The 17,442-nt window shown below is 63.0% G+C and carries 13 protein-coding genes; 1 reads left to right on the top strand and 12 read right to left on the bottom strand.

The annotated features are described in order from the left end of the window. Window positions 1-18 precede the first annotated feature (18 nt). On the bottom strand, window positions 19-1,203 hold the full coding sequence (locus tag VC352_RS09785) for an NAD(P)/FAD-dependent oxidoreductase (RefSeq protein ID WP_322979383.1): 1,185 nt from the start codon (window positions 1,201-1,203) through the stop codon (window positions 19-21). Between the two features lie 178 nt (window positions 1,204-1,381). On the opposite strand from VC352_RS09785, the gene VC352_RS09780 reads away from it, so the two are divergent. After that, window positions 1,382-2,119, top strand: coding sequence for a substrate-binding periplasmic protein (locus VC352_RS09780; protein WP_322979382.1), 738 nt, complete (start codon window positions 1,382-1,384; stop codon window positions 2,117-2,119). On the opposite strand, the gene VC352_RS09775 is transcribed toward VC352_RS09780, so the two are convergent. The 11 genes from VC352_RS09775 to VC352_RS09720 all read right to left on the bottom strand — a co-directional run bounded on the left by VC352_RS09775 (window position 2,120) and on the right by VC352_RS09720 (window position 17,020). Beyond that, the gene (locus VC352_RS09775) at window positions 2,120-3,355 is read right to left on the bottom strand and encodes a diguanylate cyclase domain-containing protein (RefSeq protein WP_322979381.1); all 1,236 of its coding nucleotides are present in this window, start codon (window positions 3,353-3,355) and stop codon (window positions 2,120-2,122) included. A gap of 35 nt (window positions 3,356-3,390) precedes the next feature. Continuing rightward, on the bottom strand, window positions 3,391-4,764 hold the full coding sequence (gene dbpA / locus VC352_RS09770) for an ATP-dependent RNA helicase DbpA (protein ID WP_322979380.1): 1,374 nt from the start codon (window positions 4,762-4,764) through the stop codon (window positions 3,391-3,393). Between the two features lie 50 nt (window positions 4,765-4,814). After that, the gene (gene mdtD, locus VC352_RS09765) at window positions 4,815-6,230 is read right to left on the bottom strand and encodes a multidrug transporter subunit MdtD (RefSeq protein WP_322979379.1); all 1,416 of its coding nucleotides are present in this window, start codon (window positions 6,228-6,230) and stop codon (window positions 4,815-4,817) included. A gap of 332 nt (window positions 6,231-6,562) precedes the next feature. Continuing rightward, the gene (gene betA, locus VC352_RS09760; protein WP_322979378.1) at window positions 6,563-8,260 is read right to left on the bottom strand and encodes a choline dehydrogenase; all 1,698 of its coding nucleotides are present in this window, start codon (window positions 8,258-8,260) and stop codon (window positions 6,563-6,565) included. 145 nt (window positions 8,261-8,405) lie between these two features. Beyond that, window positions 8,406-9,878 carry a betaine-aldehyde dehydrogenase gene (gene betB, locus VC352_RS09755; protein ID WP_322979377.1) on the bottom strand — a complete coding sequence of 491 codons (1,473 nt, stop codon included), beginning with the start codon at window positions 9,876-9,878 and terminating at the stop codon, window positions 8,406-8,408. A 455-nt stretch (window positions 9,879-10,333) separates the two neighbouring features. After that, window positions 10,334-10,924: a transcriptional regulator BetI gene (betI, locus tag VC352_RS09745; RefSeq protein ID WP_322979376.1), complete on the bottom strand. Its 591-nt coding sequence runs from the start codon at window positions 10,922-10,924 to the stop codon at window positions 10,334-10,336. Between the two features lie 136 nt (window positions 10,925-11,060). Next, complete coding sequence (locus VC352_RS09740; protein ID WP_322979375.1) at window positions 11,061-11,912, bottom strand: glycine betaine ABC transporter substrate-binding protein; 852 nt, start codon at window positions 11,910-11,912, stop codon at window positions 11,061-11,063. Between the two features lie 209 nt (window positions 11,913-12,121). After that, the gene (locus VC352_RS09735) at window positions 12,122-13,066 is read right to left on the bottom strand and encodes a choline ABC transporter substrate-binding protein (protein WP_322979374.1); all 945 of its coding nucleotides are present in this window, start codon (window positions 13,064-13,066) and stop codon (window positions 12,122-12,124) included. A 29-nt stretch (window positions 13,067-13,095) separates the two neighbouring features. Continuing rightward, on the bottom strand, window positions 13,096-13,974 hold the full coding sequence (locus tag VC352_RS09730) for a proline/glycine betaine ABC transporter permease (protein ID WP_322979373.1): 879 nt from the start codon (window positions 13,972-13,974) through the stop codon (window positions 13,096-13,098). Beyond that, window positions 13,967-15,172 carry a glycine betaine/L-proline ABC transporter ATP-binding protein gene (locus VC352_RS09725; protein WP_322979372.1) on the bottom strand — a complete coding sequence of 402 codons (1,206 nt, stop codon included), beginning with the start codon at window positions 15,170-15,172 and terminating at the stop codon, window positions 13,967-13,969. The genes VC352_RS09730 and VC352_RS09725 overlap by 8 nt, the downstream gene beginning before the upstream one ends. A 951-nt stretch (window positions 15,173-16,123) precedes the next feature. Next, the gene (locus VC352_RS09720; RefSeq protein WP_322979371.1) at window positions 16,124-17,020 is read right to left on the bottom strand and encodes a glycine betaine ABC transporter substrate-binding protein; all 897 of its coding nucleotides are present in this window, start codon (window positions 17,018-17,020) and stop codon (window positions 16,124-16,126) included. Between the last annotated feature and the right edge of the window lie 422 nt (window positions 17,021-17,442).

Raw genomic sequence — 17,442 nt, 5'->3', positions numbered from 1 at the left:
TTTGGGCAGGGCAGCTAGCTAGACGTACTGGGCGGCTGCATAACCCGACGCCCAGGCCCACTGGAAGTTGAAGCCGCCCAGGTGGCCGGTGACGTCCAGTACCTCACCGACGAAGTACAGCCCCGGCACCTTGAGCGATTCCAGGGTCTTGGATGACACCTCGTCGGTATTCACCCCGCCCAGGGTGACTTCGGCGGTGCGGTAGCCCTCGGTGCCGGCCGGCACCAATTGCCAGTCGGACAGCCTCTCGGCAATCGCCTTCAGCTCGGTCGGGGTGTACTGCTTCAGCGGCTTGTTGCTGAACCAGGCGTCGACCAGCAGCGTCGCCATCTTCTTGGTGAACAGCTCGGCGAGCAGCGTCTTCAGCTCGCTGTTGCCGCGTTCGTGCTGCTGCGTGGCCAGCCACTGCGGCAGGTCGATATGTGGCAGCAGGTCGATGTGCACGGTATCGCCCGGCTGCCAGTAGGACGAGATTTGCAGGATCGCCGGGCCGGACAGGCCGCGGTGGGTGAACAGGATGTTCTCGACGAAGCTCTGGCCATTGCAGCTGACCCGGCAGTCTTCCACCGAAGTGCCGGACAGCTCCGTGCACAGCGTCTTGAGCTGCGGATCGGTGAGGGTGAAGGGCACCAGGCCGGCGCGTGTCGGTAGTACCTCGTGGCCGAACTGCCTGGCCACCTGATAGCCGAAGCCTGTCGCGCCGAGGGTGGGGATCGACAAACCGCCTGTGGCGATCACCAGCGACTGGCAGTTGATCGCGCCGATATCGCTGTCCAGGCGAAAGCCGCCTTCGACTTTCGCGATGCTCTGCACTGCTGTGTTCAGGCGAATCTCGGCGCCGGCCTCGCTGCACTCGGCCAACAGCAGCTCGAGGATGTCGCTGGACTTGTTGTCGCAGAACAGCTGGCCAAGTTTTTTCTCGTGGTAGGGTACGCCATGCTTGGCCACCAGGCCGATGAAGTCCCACTGGGTGAAGCGCGCCAGCGCCGACTTGCAGAAGTGTGGGTTGCCCGAGAGGAAGTTGCCCGGCTCGCAGTACATGTTGGTGAAATTGCAGCGTCCGCCGCCGGACATGAGAATCTTCTTGCCGGCCTTGTTGGCGTGATCGAGCACCAGGACGCGTCGACCGCGTGCTGCCGCAGTGGCGGCGCACATCAGCCCGGCGGCGCCGGCGCCGATGATCAGTACATCGATTTGCAACACGTTATTTCCCCAGACGGTATGCCGGCAGGACTGCCGGGCTAAGCTGGGGCGCATCTTACCTGAAGCCGTCGCAGACCGATCAGGCAGCGTCGGCCTGGATTGCCGAGCATGACTTATGGCACGGCCCCTGCTATGACTTACAGGCCAACACTGGCCGATAAGGGATCAGACCTGAACAATGCCCAACGTGCGTGCGTGGTTCCTGCTCCTGCTGTTATCCCCGTCCTTGGGGGCGGCAGAGCTGTTGCGTCTGGTAGCCGACCCCTGGCCGCCATTCAATGATCACACGCTACCGAACAACGGCGTGGCCAGCGATCTGGTGGTGCAGGCACTGACTCGTGCCGGCTATCGCACCCGTTACGTCGAGGTGCCCTGGGAGCGGGCCGTGCTCGGTCTCAAGCGCGGCGAGCACGATGTGTTGATCAACGCCTGGTACAGCCAGGAGCGCACTTATTTTGGTCACTTTTCGCAGCCCTACCTGTTCAATCGCATCCGCTTCCTGCAGCGCAAGGGCGCGGGCATCGATTTCGACCAACTTGCCGATCTGTATCCGTATCGCATCGCAGTCGTGCGGGGCTACGCCTATAACCCGGCCTTCGACCACGACGAGAACCTGAGGCGCGTGGGCGTCAGTGGCTTCGAGATCGCCGCGCGCATGTTGCACGCCGGGCGGGTGCAACTGGCGCTGGAGGATGAGCTGGTGGTGCGCTATCACCTAGCGCGTGAGCTGGCGCCGCTACGTGATGAGCTGGAGTTGCTGCCCAAGCCACTGAGCGAGAACGGCCTGCATATCCTGGTGCGTCTGAGCCATCCGCACCACCGCGAGATCACCCGTCGCTTCGACGAGGCGATCCAGGCCATGCAGGCCGATGGCAGCTACGAGGAGACCCTGCGCCGCCACGGCATGGCACCCTGATCAGGCCAGTACGGTGCGTGCTCGACCGCTCTGCTTGGCCTGGTACAGGCGCTGATCGGCCTCGTGCAGAAGGCTTTCCAGGTCTTCCGCTTCGCCCCGGTAAATGCCTGCGCTGAACGACAGCGGCGGTGCGCCGTTGGCGTAGTACAGCGTGGCACAGCGCTGGCGCAGGCTGTCGATGGTGGCGCTGAGGTCGGCTGCGTCGAGGGGGCTGAGCAGGGCGAACTCCTCGCCGCCCAGACGACCGATCAGGGTGTCGGGGAAGGCGCTGGCGAAGGCCTTGGCGAATACCACCAGCGCACTGTCGCCACTGGCATGGCCGAAGCCATCGTTGATGTGCTTGAAATGGTCGATGTCGAGCATGGCCACGCTCAGGTGCTGGCCGCTCTGTTGTGCCTGCTGGATCATGCGCATGCCGCGCTCATAAAAGGAGCGGCGATTGCGCAGGCCGGTGAGGGCATCGTATTCCGCCGCCTTCTTCAGCGCCTGCAGCAGGTCGCGGCGTTCCAGGGTGTTCATCACCCGGCAGTTCAACTCTTCGGGGCAGAAGGGTTTGCGCAGGAAGTCGTCGGCGCCGTGCTTGATGAACTGCGCGCTGAGCGAGCCCTTGGGGTCGGCTGATACGCCGATGATGATCAGCTCGTTGAGCTTGAATTTCTGGCGCAGCAGCTTGACCAGATCGAAGCCGCTGACACCGGGCATGGAGTGGTCGAGGATCAGCAGGTCGATGTCTGGCTGTTCGGCGATCAGACGCAGGGTTTCCCGGCCGTCGCTGGCTTCGAGTATCTGGTAGTGATGCGGCTCGATGATGTGGCGGATGTAGCGCCGCTGCGCGTTGGAATCATCGGCGATGAGAATCTTGATATGGCTGTTGTGATCGAGGCGGTGCAGCAGGCGGAACGCGTACTCGTAGGAGTGCTGGCTTTCCTTGAGCACGTAGTCGACCACACCTTTCATCAGCAGCTCGTCGCGGCGTTGCTCGTTGTAGCTGCCGCTGAGGACGATGCAGGGCAGGCGGTGACGCATCACCAGATCGACACTCTCACCGTCGGGGGCGTCCGGCAGGTGCAGGTCGACGATGGCGGCGAAGAACAGCCCGGCCGAGGTTTCCAGCATGACTTCCGCTTCGGCCAGCGAGGCGCAGAACACGGGCTCCAGATCCGGTTCCTGGCGGAACAGGTGGGCCAGGATCTTCAGCACCAGAGGGCTGTCCTCGATGACCAGGATATTGCGCATGGAGCGACTCCGACCTCTGTGGCCCTTGCTAGAGACTAGATCATGCGCACGCGCAGCGAGCGGCCCTTGATCTTGCCTTCCGTTAACCGTTGCAGTGCTTTGCGGGCGACGTCACGTTGCACGGCGACGTAAGCCTGGAACTCGAACAGGGCGATCTTGCCCACCTGATCGCTGCTCAGGCCCGCATCACCGGTCAGTGCGCCGAGGATGTCACCAGGGCGCAGTTTGTCCTTGCGCCCGGCGCCGATGCACAGCGTGTGCATCGGTGGCAGCAGGCTGACGCTGGTGTTGTCGGCCGGTAGCGGGTACCAGGCCATTGTCTGCCCCTGCAGGGCCTCGATGGCTTGGGCGCGCCCGGCTTCGGCCGGTGCCACCAGGCTCACGGCAAGGCCCTTCTCGCCTGCGCGACCACTGCGACCGATGCGGTGAATGTGCACCTCCGCATCACGCGCCAGTTCGACGTTGATCACCAGTTCCAGCCCAGCAATATCCAGGCCACGAGCGGCCACGTCGGTGGCGACCAGCACGCTCAGGCTGCGCCCGGCGAACAATGCCAGCACCTGGTCACGATCGCGCTGTTCCAGATCGCCATGCAGCGCGGCGGCGGAAATCTTCTCGGCTTCCAGGCGCTCGACCAGCTCCGTGCATTGCTGGCGCGTGGCGCAGAAGGCTACCGCCGGCTGCTTGCGAAAGTGCCGTAACAGCGCAGCGACGGCGTCCAGGCGCTGTGTTGGGGCAATCTCGTAGAAGCGTTGTTCGATCTGCCCGTCATCGTGCAAGGCCTGCACTTCGACGCGTTCGGGGCTGCGCAGAAAGCGTGCGGCGAGTTGCTCGATACCGCTCGGATAGGTGGCGGAGAACAGCAGGGTCTGCCGGCGTGCCGGGGTCTGCTCGATGATTTCGGCGATGCTGTCGAAGAAGCCCATGTCGAGCATGCGGTCGGCTTCGTCGAGCACCAGGGTGTTGAGGCCATCGACCTTCAGCGTGCCCTTGCGCAGGTGTTCCTGCACGCGGCCAGGCGTGCCGACGATGACATGCGCGCCATGTTCCAGCGAGCCGATCTGCGGGCCGAAGGGCACACCGCCGCACAGGGTCAGTATCTTGATGTTGTCGGCGGCACGGGCCAGGCGGCGCAGTTCCTTGGTGACCTGGTCGGCCAGCTCGCGGGTCGGGCACAGCACCAGCGCCTGGCAGCCGAAGTAGCGCGGATTGAGGGGATGCAGCAGGCCGATGCCGAAGGCGGCGGTCTTGCCGCTGCCGGTCTTGGCCTGGGCGATCAGGTCACGGCCCTTGATGATCAGCGGCAGGCTGGCAGCCTGGATGGCGGTCATCTCGCTGTAGCCGAGGGCGGCGAGGTTGGCCTGCATCGGTGCGGACAGGGGTAGGCTGGAAAAGGCGTTGACGCTCACGGCAAAAGAGTCCGGCTGGAAGGATTGGGGCGGCAGTGTAGCAGGCCGCCTCAGTGTTCCGGTGGCACCTCGACCAGACGGCTGCTGCGGCCGTCCATCGGATCGAGCTGGAGGAAGATCGCTGCCGCCAGCATCGACAACAGGCCGACGCAAATGAAGGTCGCCTGAAACGCCTGCTGCACCTCACCCAGCTCTGCGCTGAAACCGCTGAGCAGCGCTGCCGCCGCGGCCACGCCGAGGCTCATGGCCAGTTGCACCACCACCGACAGCAGGCCATTGCCGCTGCTGGCCTCGTTGTTGTCCAGGTCGATCAGGGTCACGGTGTTCATCGCGGTGAACTGCAGCGAGTTGCAGGCGCCGATCAGGCTCAACTGCACCACCAGTTGCAGCATCGCGGTGTCTTGATCGACCAGCGCCAGGCTGGCGATCAGGGCGCCGAGCAGCAGGGTATTGCTGGTCAGGATGCGGCGATAGCCAAGGCGGTCGATCAACGGTTTGGCCAGCGGCTTCATCGCCATGGCAGCGAGCGCCAGGGGAATCATGCTCATGCCGGCCTGTGCCGGGGAATATCCCATCGCCAGTTGCAGCAGCAGTGGCGTGAGAAAGGGCAGGGCGCCGCTGCCCAGGCGGGCGAAGAGGTTGCCGAGGATGCCGGTGGCGAAGGTGCGGGTGGCGAACAGGCTGGGCGAGAACAGCGGCTCGGCGATACGCGCAGCGCGCAGCCAGTACACCGCCAGACAGGCCAGGCCACCGACCAGCAGCAGGGTCACGCGCAGGGCCGGCAGCTTCAGCTCGCCGAGGCCTTCCAGGGCCACGGTGATCAGCAGCATGGCGGCGCCGAACAGGAGGAAGCCGGGGGTATCGAAACGGCTGCGCTGCGGGCCGCGCAGATCCGGCATGTAGCGCATCGCCGCCCAGCAGCCGATCAGGCCGACCGGTAGGTTGATGAGGAAGATCCAGTGCCAGCTGGCCGCCTCCACCAGCCAACCGCCGAGGGTCGGGCCGATCAACGGGCCGAGCAGGCCGGGCAGGGTGATGAAGCTCATGATCCGCACCAGCTCGGTTCGCGGGTAGGCGCGCAGTACCACCAGGCGCCCTACCGGCATCATCAGCGCGCCGCCCAGACCCTGGATCACTCGCGCGCCGACCAGCATGGCGAGCGACTCGGACAGCGCGCAGAGCAGCGAGCCCAGGCTGAACAGGGCGATGGCGCCGAAGAAGATGCGCCGCGTGCCGAAGCGGTCGGCGATCCAGCCCGAGGCCGGAATCAGCAGGGCCACGGTCAGCATGTAGGCGATCACCACCGACTGCATGCGCAACGGATCTTCACCCAGATCATGGGCCATCGCTGGCAGCGCAGTATTGAGGATGGTGCCGTCCAGCGTCTGCATGAAGAAGGCGATGGCGACGATCCAGGGCAGCAGGCGGGCGGTGCGTGGGTCGAGCGGTGGTGGCGTGGTGTGCATGAGGCGTCCGGCTTTGGGTGGCGGCTTTGACCTGTGCGTCATTATCGCTGGCTGTGCTCACCTTCGACGGTTGCGACGTAAATAAATTCGCAGTGACGATCTGGCAGCCACTGCTTAGGGGCTGGGCAGACTGGTAGGAGCGGATTCATCCGTGAAGGGGGCTGGCAGAGGAGCTGGGCTGATCCGCGAATGAAGCGCAATGCTGCCCGTTCGCTCCTCACAAGAGCCAGTCCCGCAACGAGGATGTCTGGACGCACGCTCGCTAGGCGCGGATTTATCCGCGAGAGGACTGGCACAGGTACCGCGAGGGTCGCGAGACCCTCGTCATCCGCTCAGGCTGCCGATATCGCCCGCTGAGGCTGCCCACGCACTGGTCGATCACCGGCCACGAAATAGCTGGCGGTACTGCGCGGCAGCGGTTGGCGCCCACGAATCCGGTCGGCGATCTTCTCCGCCATCATGATGGTGGTGGCGTTGAGGTTGCCGGTGATGATCTCCGGCATGATCGACGCATCCACCACGCGCAGACCCTGCAGACCATGCACGCGGCCCTGGCCGTCGACCACCGCCATCTCGTCTGCGCCCATCTTGCACGAGCAGGACGGGTGATAGGCGGTTTCGGCGTGGTTGCGGATGAACTCGTCCAGCTCGGCATCGCTCTGCACATGGGCGCCCGGGCTGATCTCGCGGCTCCGGTACTTGTCCAGGGCCGGTTGCGCCATGATCTCGCGGGTGATGCGGATGCCGTCGCGGAATTCCTGCCAGTCCTGTTCATGGCTCATGTAGTTGAACAGGATGCTCGGATGTTCGCGCGGGTCGCGGGACTTGAGGCGAATACGGCCACGGCTCGGCGAGCGCATCGAGCCCATGTGCGCCTGGAAGCCGTGTTCCTGCACGCCCTTGCTGCCGTTGTAATTGATCGCCACCGGGAGGAAGTGGTACTGGATGTTAGGCCAGGCGAACTCCTCGCGGGTGCGGATGAAGCCGCCCGCTTCGAACTGGTTGCTGGCGCCCAGGCCCTTGCCGAGGAACAGCCAGTTGGCGCCGATGGCCGGCTGGTTCCACCACTTGGTGGCCGGGTAGATGGACACCGGCTCCTTGCAGGCGTACTGCAGGTAGAGTTCGAGGTGATCCTGCAGGTTCTCGCCGACGCCGGGCAGATCATGCACCACGGGGATGTCGAATTCGCGCAGCAGGGCGGCTGGGCCGACGCCGGAGCGCTGCAGGATCTGCGGCGAGGCGATGGCGCCGGCGCACAGCAGCACTTCGCGGCGGGCATGGGCCGTGAGGGTGGCATTCGAGCTGCCGACCAGGTAGCTGACGCCGCTGGCACGCTTACCGTCGAACAGGATGCGGTCGGTGGTGGCGTGGGTGACGATGGTCAGGTTCGACCGCTCGCGGGCCTGATCCAGATAACCGCGGGCGGTGCTGGAGCGTCGACCCTGCGCGGTGACGGTGCGATCCATCGGGCCGAAGCCTTCCTGCTGGTAGCCGTTGAGGTCGTCCGTACGCGGATAACCGGCCTGTACGCCGGCTTCGACCATGGCATGGAACAGTGGATTGTTGTCGACCTTGGGCGTGGTCACGCTGACCGGGCCGTCGCCACCGTGGTAGTCATTGGCGCCGATGTCACGGGTTTCCGCCTTGCGGAAATATGGCAGGCAGTCGAGGTAGCTCCAGTCTTCCAGACCCTTGCCCTTGGCCCAGCTGTCGAAGTCCATGGCGTTGCCGCGGATGTAGCACATGCCGTTGATCAGCGAGGAGCCGCCCAGGCCCTTGCCGCGCCCACATTCCATGCGGCGGTTGTTCATGTAGGGTTCGGGATCGGTCTCGTAGGCCCAGTTGTAGCGCCGACCCTGCAGCGGGAAGGCCAGGGCGGCGGGCATCTGGGTACGAAAATCCAGGCGATAGTCCGGGCCCCCGGCTTCCAGCAGCAGCACGCTGACGTCTGCGTCTTCGGTCAAGCGGGTGGCCAGCACGTTACCGGCCGAGCCGGCACCGATGATGATGTAATCGTATTCCTGGGTCATGCTTCCTCCTGTTGCCCGGCTGTTATCCGGGAAAACGCGAGTGACTGTTCCCGGATTGCATCCGGGCTACGAGGCGGCTTTCTTTGTGGGAGCGGATTCATCCGCGATGCTTTTCGCGGTTAAAGCCGCTCTCACGCTAGGGGACTCAGAACACCGAGGCGTAATCGCCCATTTCCAGCTGCACCGACTTGATGCGGGTGTAGTGGCCGAGGGTGACCAGGCCGTTCTCGCGGCCAACGCCGGACTGCTTGTAGCCGCCCACCGGCATTTCGGCCGGCGATTCGCCCCAGGTGTTGATCCAGCAGATGCCGGCTTCCAACTTGTGAATGACCCGGTGCGCGCGATTGAGGTCGCGGGTCACCACGCCGGCAGCCAGGCCGTAGGTGGTGTCGTTGGCGCGGCGGATCACTTCTTCCTCGTCGTCATAGATGAGGATGCTCATGACCGGGCCGAAGATTTCCTCGCGGGTGATGGTCATGGCATCCGTGCAGTCGGTGAATACGGTGGGCGCGACATAGGCGCCCTTGGCGTAGTCGCCGTCGCTGACCCGCGCACCGCCGATCAGCAGGCGTGCGCCTTCGCTGCGGCCCTTGTCGATATAGCCGAGTACGCGCTCCATGTGCGCGAAGCTCACCAGCGGGCCGAAATTGGTGGCGTCAACCAGCGGGTCGCCGAGGCGGATACGTTTGACCCGCTCCAGCACCTTGGCCTCGAAGCGTGCCTGCAGCATGCGCGGCACGAACACGCGAGTGCCGTTGGTGCACACCTGGCCGGAGCTGTAGAAGTTGGCCATCACCGCGATGTCGGCGGCGCGCTCGAGGTCCGCGTCCTCGAAGATGATCAGCGGCGACTTGCCGCCCAGCTCCATGGTCACCTCCTTGAGGCTGGAGCTGGAGGCACTGGCCATCACCTTCTTGCCGGTGACGGTACCGCCGGTGAAGGAAATCTTCTCGATGCCCGGATGCTCGGTGAGCCATTGGCCCACAGTGCTGCCCAGCCCGGTCACCACGTTGAATACGCCTGCGGGCAGGCCGGCCTCGGTGTAGATCTCGGCCAGCTTCAGCGCGGTTAGCGAGGTGACTTCGCTGGGCTTGAAGATCATCGCGTTGCCGGCGGCCAGGGCCGGTGCGGACTTCCATAGGGCGATCTGGATCGGGTAGTTCCACGCGCCGATGCCGGCGACCACGCCCAGCGGTTCGCGGCGGGTGTAGACGAAGGAGGTTTCGCGCAGCGGGATCTGCTCGCCCTCGATGGCCGGGATAAGGCCGGCGTAATACTCCAGCACGTCGGCGCCGGTGACGATATCGACATAGCGGGTTTCGGAAAGCGGCTTGCCGGTGTCGAGGGTTTCCAGCTCGGCCAGCTCATCGTTGCGCTCACGGAGGATGTCCACCGCCTTGCGCAGAATGCGCGAGCGCTGCATGGCGGTCATCGCCGCCCACACCTTCTGCCCCTCGGCGGCGCTGGCCACGGCGCGATCCACGTCTGCCTGGCTGGCGCATTGCACCTTGGCCAGCACCTCGCCGGTGGCGGGGTTGATGCTGTCGAAGGTCTCTTCACTGCTGGCGGCGACGTACTGACCACCGATGTAGAGCTGCTGTTCGGCGAAACGGGGCATGGGCTGTCCTCTGTCTTCGATTTGCTTAGAGAACAGCCTATTTTATTTAAATTGAACGATCAATCAATAAAAACGACGGAGCGCACTCAATCACGACATAGCCAGACGGTCATTGGCCAAAGGAGTGAACGGGTAGGGCGGGTGAAACCCGCCGTCTTGGGTGGCGGGTTACACCCGCCCTACGCTGTTCGTAGGGTGGGCTTTAGCCCACCAATGGTCATGCGCGTCAGGCCTTGCCATCGGCAAACCTCTAACGGGCCTTGGCCAATTGCAGGTCGAAATAGTCGTAGGCGATGCGGCGGGCCTGCGCGGTGTCGAAGGCCTCGCCGGACTGTCAGGTAGGGCGGGTGAAACCCGCCGTCTTGGGTGGCGGGTTGCACCCGCCCTACGCCGGTCGTAGGGTGGGCTTTAGCCCACCAAGGTCATGCGCGTGAGGCCTTGCCGTCGGCAACCCTCTAACGAGCCTTGGCCAATTGCAAGTCGAGATAGTCGTAGGCGATGCGGCGTGCCTGTGCGGTGTCGAAGGCCTCGCCGGACAGCGCGCCGCGCAGCCAGAGTCCATCGATCAGCGAGGCCAGGCCACGGGCGGCGAGGCGTGCCTGATCCTGCGGCAGGGCGCGGCGGAACTGGCCGCAGAGGTTGGAGTAGAGGCGGTGATCGTTGACCCGCTGCAGGCGCTGCAGGGCAGGCTGATGCATGCTGCTGGCCCAGAACGCCAGCCAGGTCTTCATCGCCGGGCCGCTGACCTGGCTGTCGTCGAAGTTACCGTCGATCATCGCGCGCAGGTGGGCCCGTGGGCCGTCATCGGCCAGCGCTTCACGTCGCCCGGCCACAGCCTCGCGCAGTGCCTTCATGAGGTGGCGCATGGTTGCTTCCAGCAGGCCGTTCTTGTCCTTGAAGTAGTGGCTGATGATGCCATTGGACACCCCGGCCAGGCGGGCGATATAGGCGATGCTGGCGTCGGCCATGCCGACCTGGTCGACGGCTTCCAGGGTGGCAGCGATGAGTTGCGAACGACGAATGGGCTGCATGCCGACCTTGGGCATTGCACTCTCCATGGCGAGACAGGAGGGCGCAGTCTAGGCGGATTTTGATCGTCCGATCAATTAAACGGGCGCGCCGGGCGAACAGCAGAAACGACGAAGCGGGCCGCAGCCCGCTTCGTCTTGAGGTTGGATAACCTTATTTCAGCCACTCGGCGACGCGATCCGGGTTCTTGGCGATCCAGGCCTTGGCGGCTTCGTCCGGCTTGGCGCCTTCGCGGATGGCCAGCATGACCGAACCGACTTCTTCGCCGCTCCAGGAGATCTTGCTGAGGAAGGCAGCCGCGTCGGCAGCCTTGGTTTTCAGATCAGGGTTGGCCACGGTGTCGACGTGCTCGTCATCACCGAAGACTTTCTTCGGATCTTCCAGGAAGCGCAGTTTCCATTTGGCGAACATCCAGTGCGGAATCCAGCCGGTGACCACGATGGCCTTCTGGCCTTTTTCGGCGCGGGTCAGGGCGGTTGCCATGGCCGGGCCGGAGCTCGGCATCAGCTTGATGCTGGCGAGGTTGTATTCCTTGATGGCGTCTTCGGTGCGGCGCATGACGCCGGCGCCGGCGTCGATACCGGTGATCTTGCCGTCGAAGTCCTTGGCGTATTTCTCCAGGTCTTCGATGCTCTTGGCTTGCACATAGTCCGGCACGATCAGGCCGATCTTGGCGCCTGCGTAGTTGGTGCCGAGGACTTCCACCTTGTCCTTGAGCTTCTCGTAGTACTCGCCGTGGGTGGCGGGCAGCCAGGCGGAGAGGGTGACGTCGAGGTCGCCACGGGCCACACCCTGCCACATGATGGCGGGTTCGACCGGCTTCAGTTCCACCGTGTAGCCCAGTTTGCTTTGCAGGATTTCACCGGCGACATGGGTGACGGCGACGCTGTCATCCCAGCCGTTCACATAGCCGATTTTCAGGGTGGGTTTGTCGGCAGCGAAAGTGCTGCCCATGCCGATGGCCAGGGCGGCAGCGCCGAGGCAGAGTTGCTTGAGTACGCGCATGTTTGTTGTGCTCCGTCAGTTGAGTGGCAGTTGCAAAATCGTTGACTGGCTCGTTCTCATTGCGGGCCTTGCGAAACCGTGTTGCGCAGCAGATTGCCGGTTCGCGGGCAAGGTCTCCCCATCACGGCCGAAAATGGGCCGCTAGCGTTAAGCGAGGAGGTTTCCGGGCTCGCCCCCTGAGGAGCAAGCCCGAATCGGGGCGCGGCTTGTTACAGCCCGACGTGTTTCTTCACGGCGGCTACGCCATCCTGACCATCGAAGGTGGTCACGCCGCTCAGCCACTGATCCAGAACGCCCGGGTTGGCCTTGATCCAGGCCTTGGCGACGTCCTGCGGATTTTCCTTCTCCAGCACTTTCTCCATCAGCTGGCTTTCCTGAGCGACGGTGAACTGCAGGTTGTTCAGCAGTTTGCCGACGTTACCGCAGCGTGCTTCGTAATCCGGCGGTACCACGGTGTAGACCTTGGCTGCGCCGTAGTCTGGGCCGAACACATCGTCACCACCGGAGAGGTAGGTGATGTCGTACTGAGTGTTCATCGGGTGCGGCGCCCAGCCGAGGAACACCACCGGCTCCTTCTTCTTGATGGCGCGCGAGACCTGCACCAGCATGCCGGCTTCACTGGACTCGACCATGCGGAAGCCGCCGAGGTCGAACTGGTTCTTCTTGATCATGCCGTCGATCAGCAGGTTGCCGTCGTTACCCGGCTCGATGCCGTAGATCTTGCCGCCCAACTGATCCTTGAACTTGGCGATGTCCTGGAAGCTCTTCAGCCCAGCCTCGGCCGCGTAGGTCGGCACGGCCAGGGTGTATTTGGCGCCCTCGAGGTTGGCCTTGGGCAGTACCTTGACGCCGTTATCCTTGAGGAAGGGCTCGATGACCGAGTCCATCGACGGCGCCCAGTAGCCGAGGAAGACGTCGACCTGGCCACTCTTCACGCCGGTGAAGGCGATCGGTACCGAGGCCATGATCTTGCGTGGCTGATAACCCAGGCCTTCGGTCAGAGTCATGGCCACGCCGGTGGTGGCGGCGATGTCGGCCCAACCAATTTCGGCGAAACGCACTTGCTTGCAGCTCGCTGGCTCCGCGGCCATGGCGCCCTGAATCATTGCGCACGACAGCAGGCCGATGACGGCGGTGGTCTTGAACGATTTCATCTGCGGTTCCCTGTGAAGTGAAAAAGTGGTTATTGGCGCTGCAGCTTGCCGCTGAACCAGGCGAACACGCCACGCTTGACGGGCTGCTTGGTGCCGAAGCTTTCGGTGATGCGGTCGAGGATGATGGCCAGCAATACCACAGCCATACCACTCTCGAAGCCTAGACCGATATCCAGACGCTGGATACTCGCCAGTACGTCGTTACCCAGGCCGCCGGCGCCGACCATGGAGGCGATGATCACCATCGACAGGGCCATCATGATGGTCTGGTTGACCCCGGCCATGATCGACGGCATGGCGTTGGGCAACTGCACCTTGAACAACAGCTGGGAACTGGTGCAGCCGAAGGACTGACCGGCCTCGACGATTTCCTTGTTAACCTGGCGAATGCCCAGGCTGGTCAGGCGCACGGCGGGCGGCATGGCGAAGATCACCGTGGCGATGATGCCGGGCACGCGGCCCAGGCCGAACAGCATCGCGGCCGGGATCAGGTAAACGAACGCCGGCATGGTCTGCATGAAGTCGAGGATCGGGCGGATGATGGTGGCCACGCGTTCGCTGCGCGCCGCCCAGATACCCAGCGGGATACCCAGCAGCAGACTGATCAGCGTCGAGGAGAAGGTCAGCCCGAGGGTGACCACGGTCTGCTCCCAGAAGCCGGTCATGACGATGAGGATGAAGGCCACGGCAGTGAAGACCGCGAAGCGCACACCGATGCGCCACAGGCCGAGGCCGACGAAGATGGCAATGAGCAGCCAGGCCGGCGGCAGCATCAGCAGGCTTTCGATGCCCTCGGAGAAGCCACTGACCACTTTGCCGATGTTGTCGAACAAGCCGCTGTAGTTATCCAGCAGGTGCTGAACGACGTCGTTGACCCAGCTGCCCAGGTCGAGTTTCTTGTCACTCATAGGATTCTCCCTGCAGGCGGGTCAGCAGACGCCCCTTGCTGATGGCGCCGCAATAGTGACCTTCGGCGTCCACCACCGGGATTGGCCCTTCGTTGTCGACCAGGCGGCTGATGACGTCTTCAAGCGGCATGTCTTCCGGAACCGGGACGACCTGTTTGAGCGCATTGGCCTCGAGTGGTTTGGGATCGTCGCCATCGACCATCAGGGCGATCTTCTCCAGGCTGATGGAGCCCTGGAAGTTGTTGTGCTCGTCGACGATGAAGGCGTAGTGCTTGTCCAGCGCCTGCAGCTCCTTGCAGATGCGTGTGGCATCCGGTGCCTTGCCGTTGTACACGTAGGTCGGCACGCTGTCGGACTTGAGCTGGCCTGCTGTGAGGTAACGGCTGGTGTCGACGGTGTCGAAGAAGTTGCGCACGTACTCGTTGGCTGGGCTTTCGATCAACTCTTGCGGGGTGCCAACCTGGATCAGCTTGCCGCCTTCCATGATGCCGATGCGGCTGCCGATACGCATGGCTTCTTCGATATCGTGGGAGACGAAGATGATGGTGCGGCGATGGGTCTTCTGCAGCTCCAGCAGCACGTCCTGCATCTCGCGGCGCTTGAGCGGGTCGAGGGCGGAGAACGCCTCGTCCATGATGATCATCGACGGGTTGACCGCCAGGGCCCGGGCCAGACCGACGCGCTGCTGCATGCCGCCGGACAGTTCGTTCGGATACTTGCTGGCGAAGGGCGCCAGGCCGACCTGCTCGAGCACTTCCATGGCGCGCTGCTCGCGTTCCTTGCGGCCGATACCGGCCACTTCCAGGCCGAAGGCGGCGTTGTCCAGCACGCTGCGCGAGGGCATCAGGGCGAAGGACTGGAAGACCATGCTCATGTCGCGGCGACGCAGGTCGATCAGTTGCGACTGCGGCAGCTTGGCCACGTTCTGCCCATCGATATAAACATCGCCAGCGCTGGGCTCGACCAGGCGATTGATCAGGCGAATAAGGGTGGATTTGCCAGAACCGGACAGGCCCATGAGAACGAAGATCTCGCCCTCTTCGACGCTGAACGACACATCACTGACGCCGATCACTGCGCCTTTCTCGGCAAGGATCTTCTCCTTGCTCCAGCCTTCCTTGAGCAGGTCGATGGCTTCTTGTGGGTTTGAGCCGAAGACCTTGTACAGGTGCTCGACCACGATCTTTCCAGACTGCATGGGACGTTTCCCCTTCAAACGATATCCTTTCGGCACGGGCACGGCTGGGCACGCATCAGCGAAGCGTAGAACAGCTGCGGCAGGGCTCTGATACCTGTGTGGGTGTTTGCTGAAAGTCGAGGTAGGTAAGTGTTTCGCTGCGCTGGCGGAGGCGACACTCGGGCACAGGCTGTCGACACGCTGGCGGTCGAGCGTGCTGACCGTAGCGCCGTTGAATCCTGTAAATGAGTGAGCATTGCCTTGCCGTGCTGCAAACCGCTTTCCAAACCCTCTGGCAGTGTTTCGAAATCCAGTCCGTTGGAGGTTCATGTTCCTTCCTGGAACATGCGTACATCCGAAATTTCTTGTTGGGCTGGCGCCCGCAAAGTTGGTGGGCCAGCGCTTATCTGTTCTTCGGTCCGGGGTTGTGGGGCCCCGGTCTGCCGCTCCCCCTGGGAGTCGGCAGCGACGTCATCGGCTGACTCAACGATATAGCCTTGGAGTCTGCGTAGTTATCGGTTTACGACTCTGACGTGTTGGGCGACGACATAGCGCTGTCCTCTGCATGCACCAATTTTTCATCGGGTCGCCGAGTGAGGCCAAATTCCTCTCTGCACGAGATTTCGAATGGGGTGATTGGGTACACGCGTAAAAACCTTAACAGACCTTTTTACCCTCAGGTCAAGTCTGAAAGCCGCGCGCGGCGCGGTTCTCCGTCTTTCGATGACGCTCCAAGCGCCGTCTCATGGGGGCTACGCTTGTGTTGAAAAAAATTGACAGGAGACCGCCGGCAGGGTTCATTTTTTACCCAAAAGCGCCGTCTGCCGGTTTTGAAGTGTGGGTTTTTTGTGCGTCACCTGGGGGCGCGCGCACCCTTGTCGAAGAATGCCGTTATAGGCTGAAGACCTTTCTTTGTTTTCAGCTTATTTGTCTGGTTTTTTCCGTTATTTCGAAGATTTTAATGATTTTTCATTACTGACGCTTGCTGATGCCCTGAATCCAGCCGTTGACCAGCTCGGGATTGTTCTCTATCCACTGCTTGGCCACCCGTCGACGGTTGGTATTGCCTTCGAGTACGCCGCTCATGAGCTGGTTTTCGGCAGCGATGGTGAAGGTCATGTTGCGAAACAGCTGGGCCACGTTCGGGCATTCTTCGGCAAATCCACCGCGCGCCACGGTGTTGACCTGCGCAGCGCCATAGTTGGGGCCGAAATACTTGTCGCCGCCGGAGAGGTAGAACATGCGCAGTTTGTCGTTCATCGGGTGCGGTTCCCAACCCAGGAACACGGCCGGACGTCCCATCTGCTGGGCGCGCTCGACATGGTTGAGCATGCCCTTCTCGCTGCTTTCAACGAGGGTAAAGTCGCCCAGGCCGAAGACGTTCTCCTTGATCATGGTCTTGACCATGCCATTGCCCTCATTGCCTGGCTCGATGCCGAATATCTGGCCACGAAGCTGATCCTTGAAACGATGGATGTCGGCGAAATCATGCAGGCCGGCGTTATAAGCCGGCTCCAGTACGGCGAGGGTGTAGCGCACGGTTGGCAGGTTGGTCTGCAGCTTCTCGATGCGCCCGGTTTTCAGATGCGGATCCAGCAGTTGTGTCTGTGCCGGCATCCAGTTGCCGAGGAAGACATCGACCTGGCCATCGGCCAGGGACTGGTAGGTATCCGGTAGTGACAGCCTCTTCACCTGGGTGCGGTAACCCAGGTCGGTGAGCACCAGGCGGGCAACGGCGGTGGTCATGGTGATGTCGGTCCAACCGACATCGGCCAGTGTGATCAGCTCGCAACGTTGCGCCTCGGTAGCCTGTGCGCTGGCGCCATACAGGAAACCAAACGCGAGCAGCCAATGAGCGAGCCTTTTCATGTGCGCGTACCTGCCTGTTCTGAAGTGAGTGGTCGAATCACGGACTACAAAGCAATTGACGGGCCGCCTGCCTGAGGAAAAGCGACCTCGGCATATCCAGAACTGACGTTATGCCGCCGATCCTGTCCCGATGAACCGGGTGATGAGGTGGCGACGAGCGCGATTGGCTGTTTTTCGGCGAGCGTGCCACCGGCACTTTGTGGGCGACTTGGCAACTGCGTTCTCAGGGTTGCTGATATGGCCGTTGGTGCCGCCCGACGGAGCCCCTGAAATGCCCGAAGCAGAGGCGGCGCCGAGCATTTTTTCGGTGTCGCGACCTATCTGTGCCGAGCTGGGGCAGGAGCGTCATTTGCGCCAACTTTTGGTGCGCTCGAATCCGCTGGCGAACAGGGCTTGATGGCAGCTGTTACCGCCCATCCGTT

The sequence above is a fragment of the Pseudomonas sp. C11 genome (assembly GCF_034683865.1).
Classification (GTDB): domain Bacteria; phylum Pseudomonadota; class Gammaproteobacteria; order Pseudomonadales; family Pseudomonadaceae; genus Aquipseudomonas.
The sequence above is the reverse complement of the archived record's forward strand: the minus strand, read 5'-3'. Positions and strand labels throughout refer to the sequence as shown.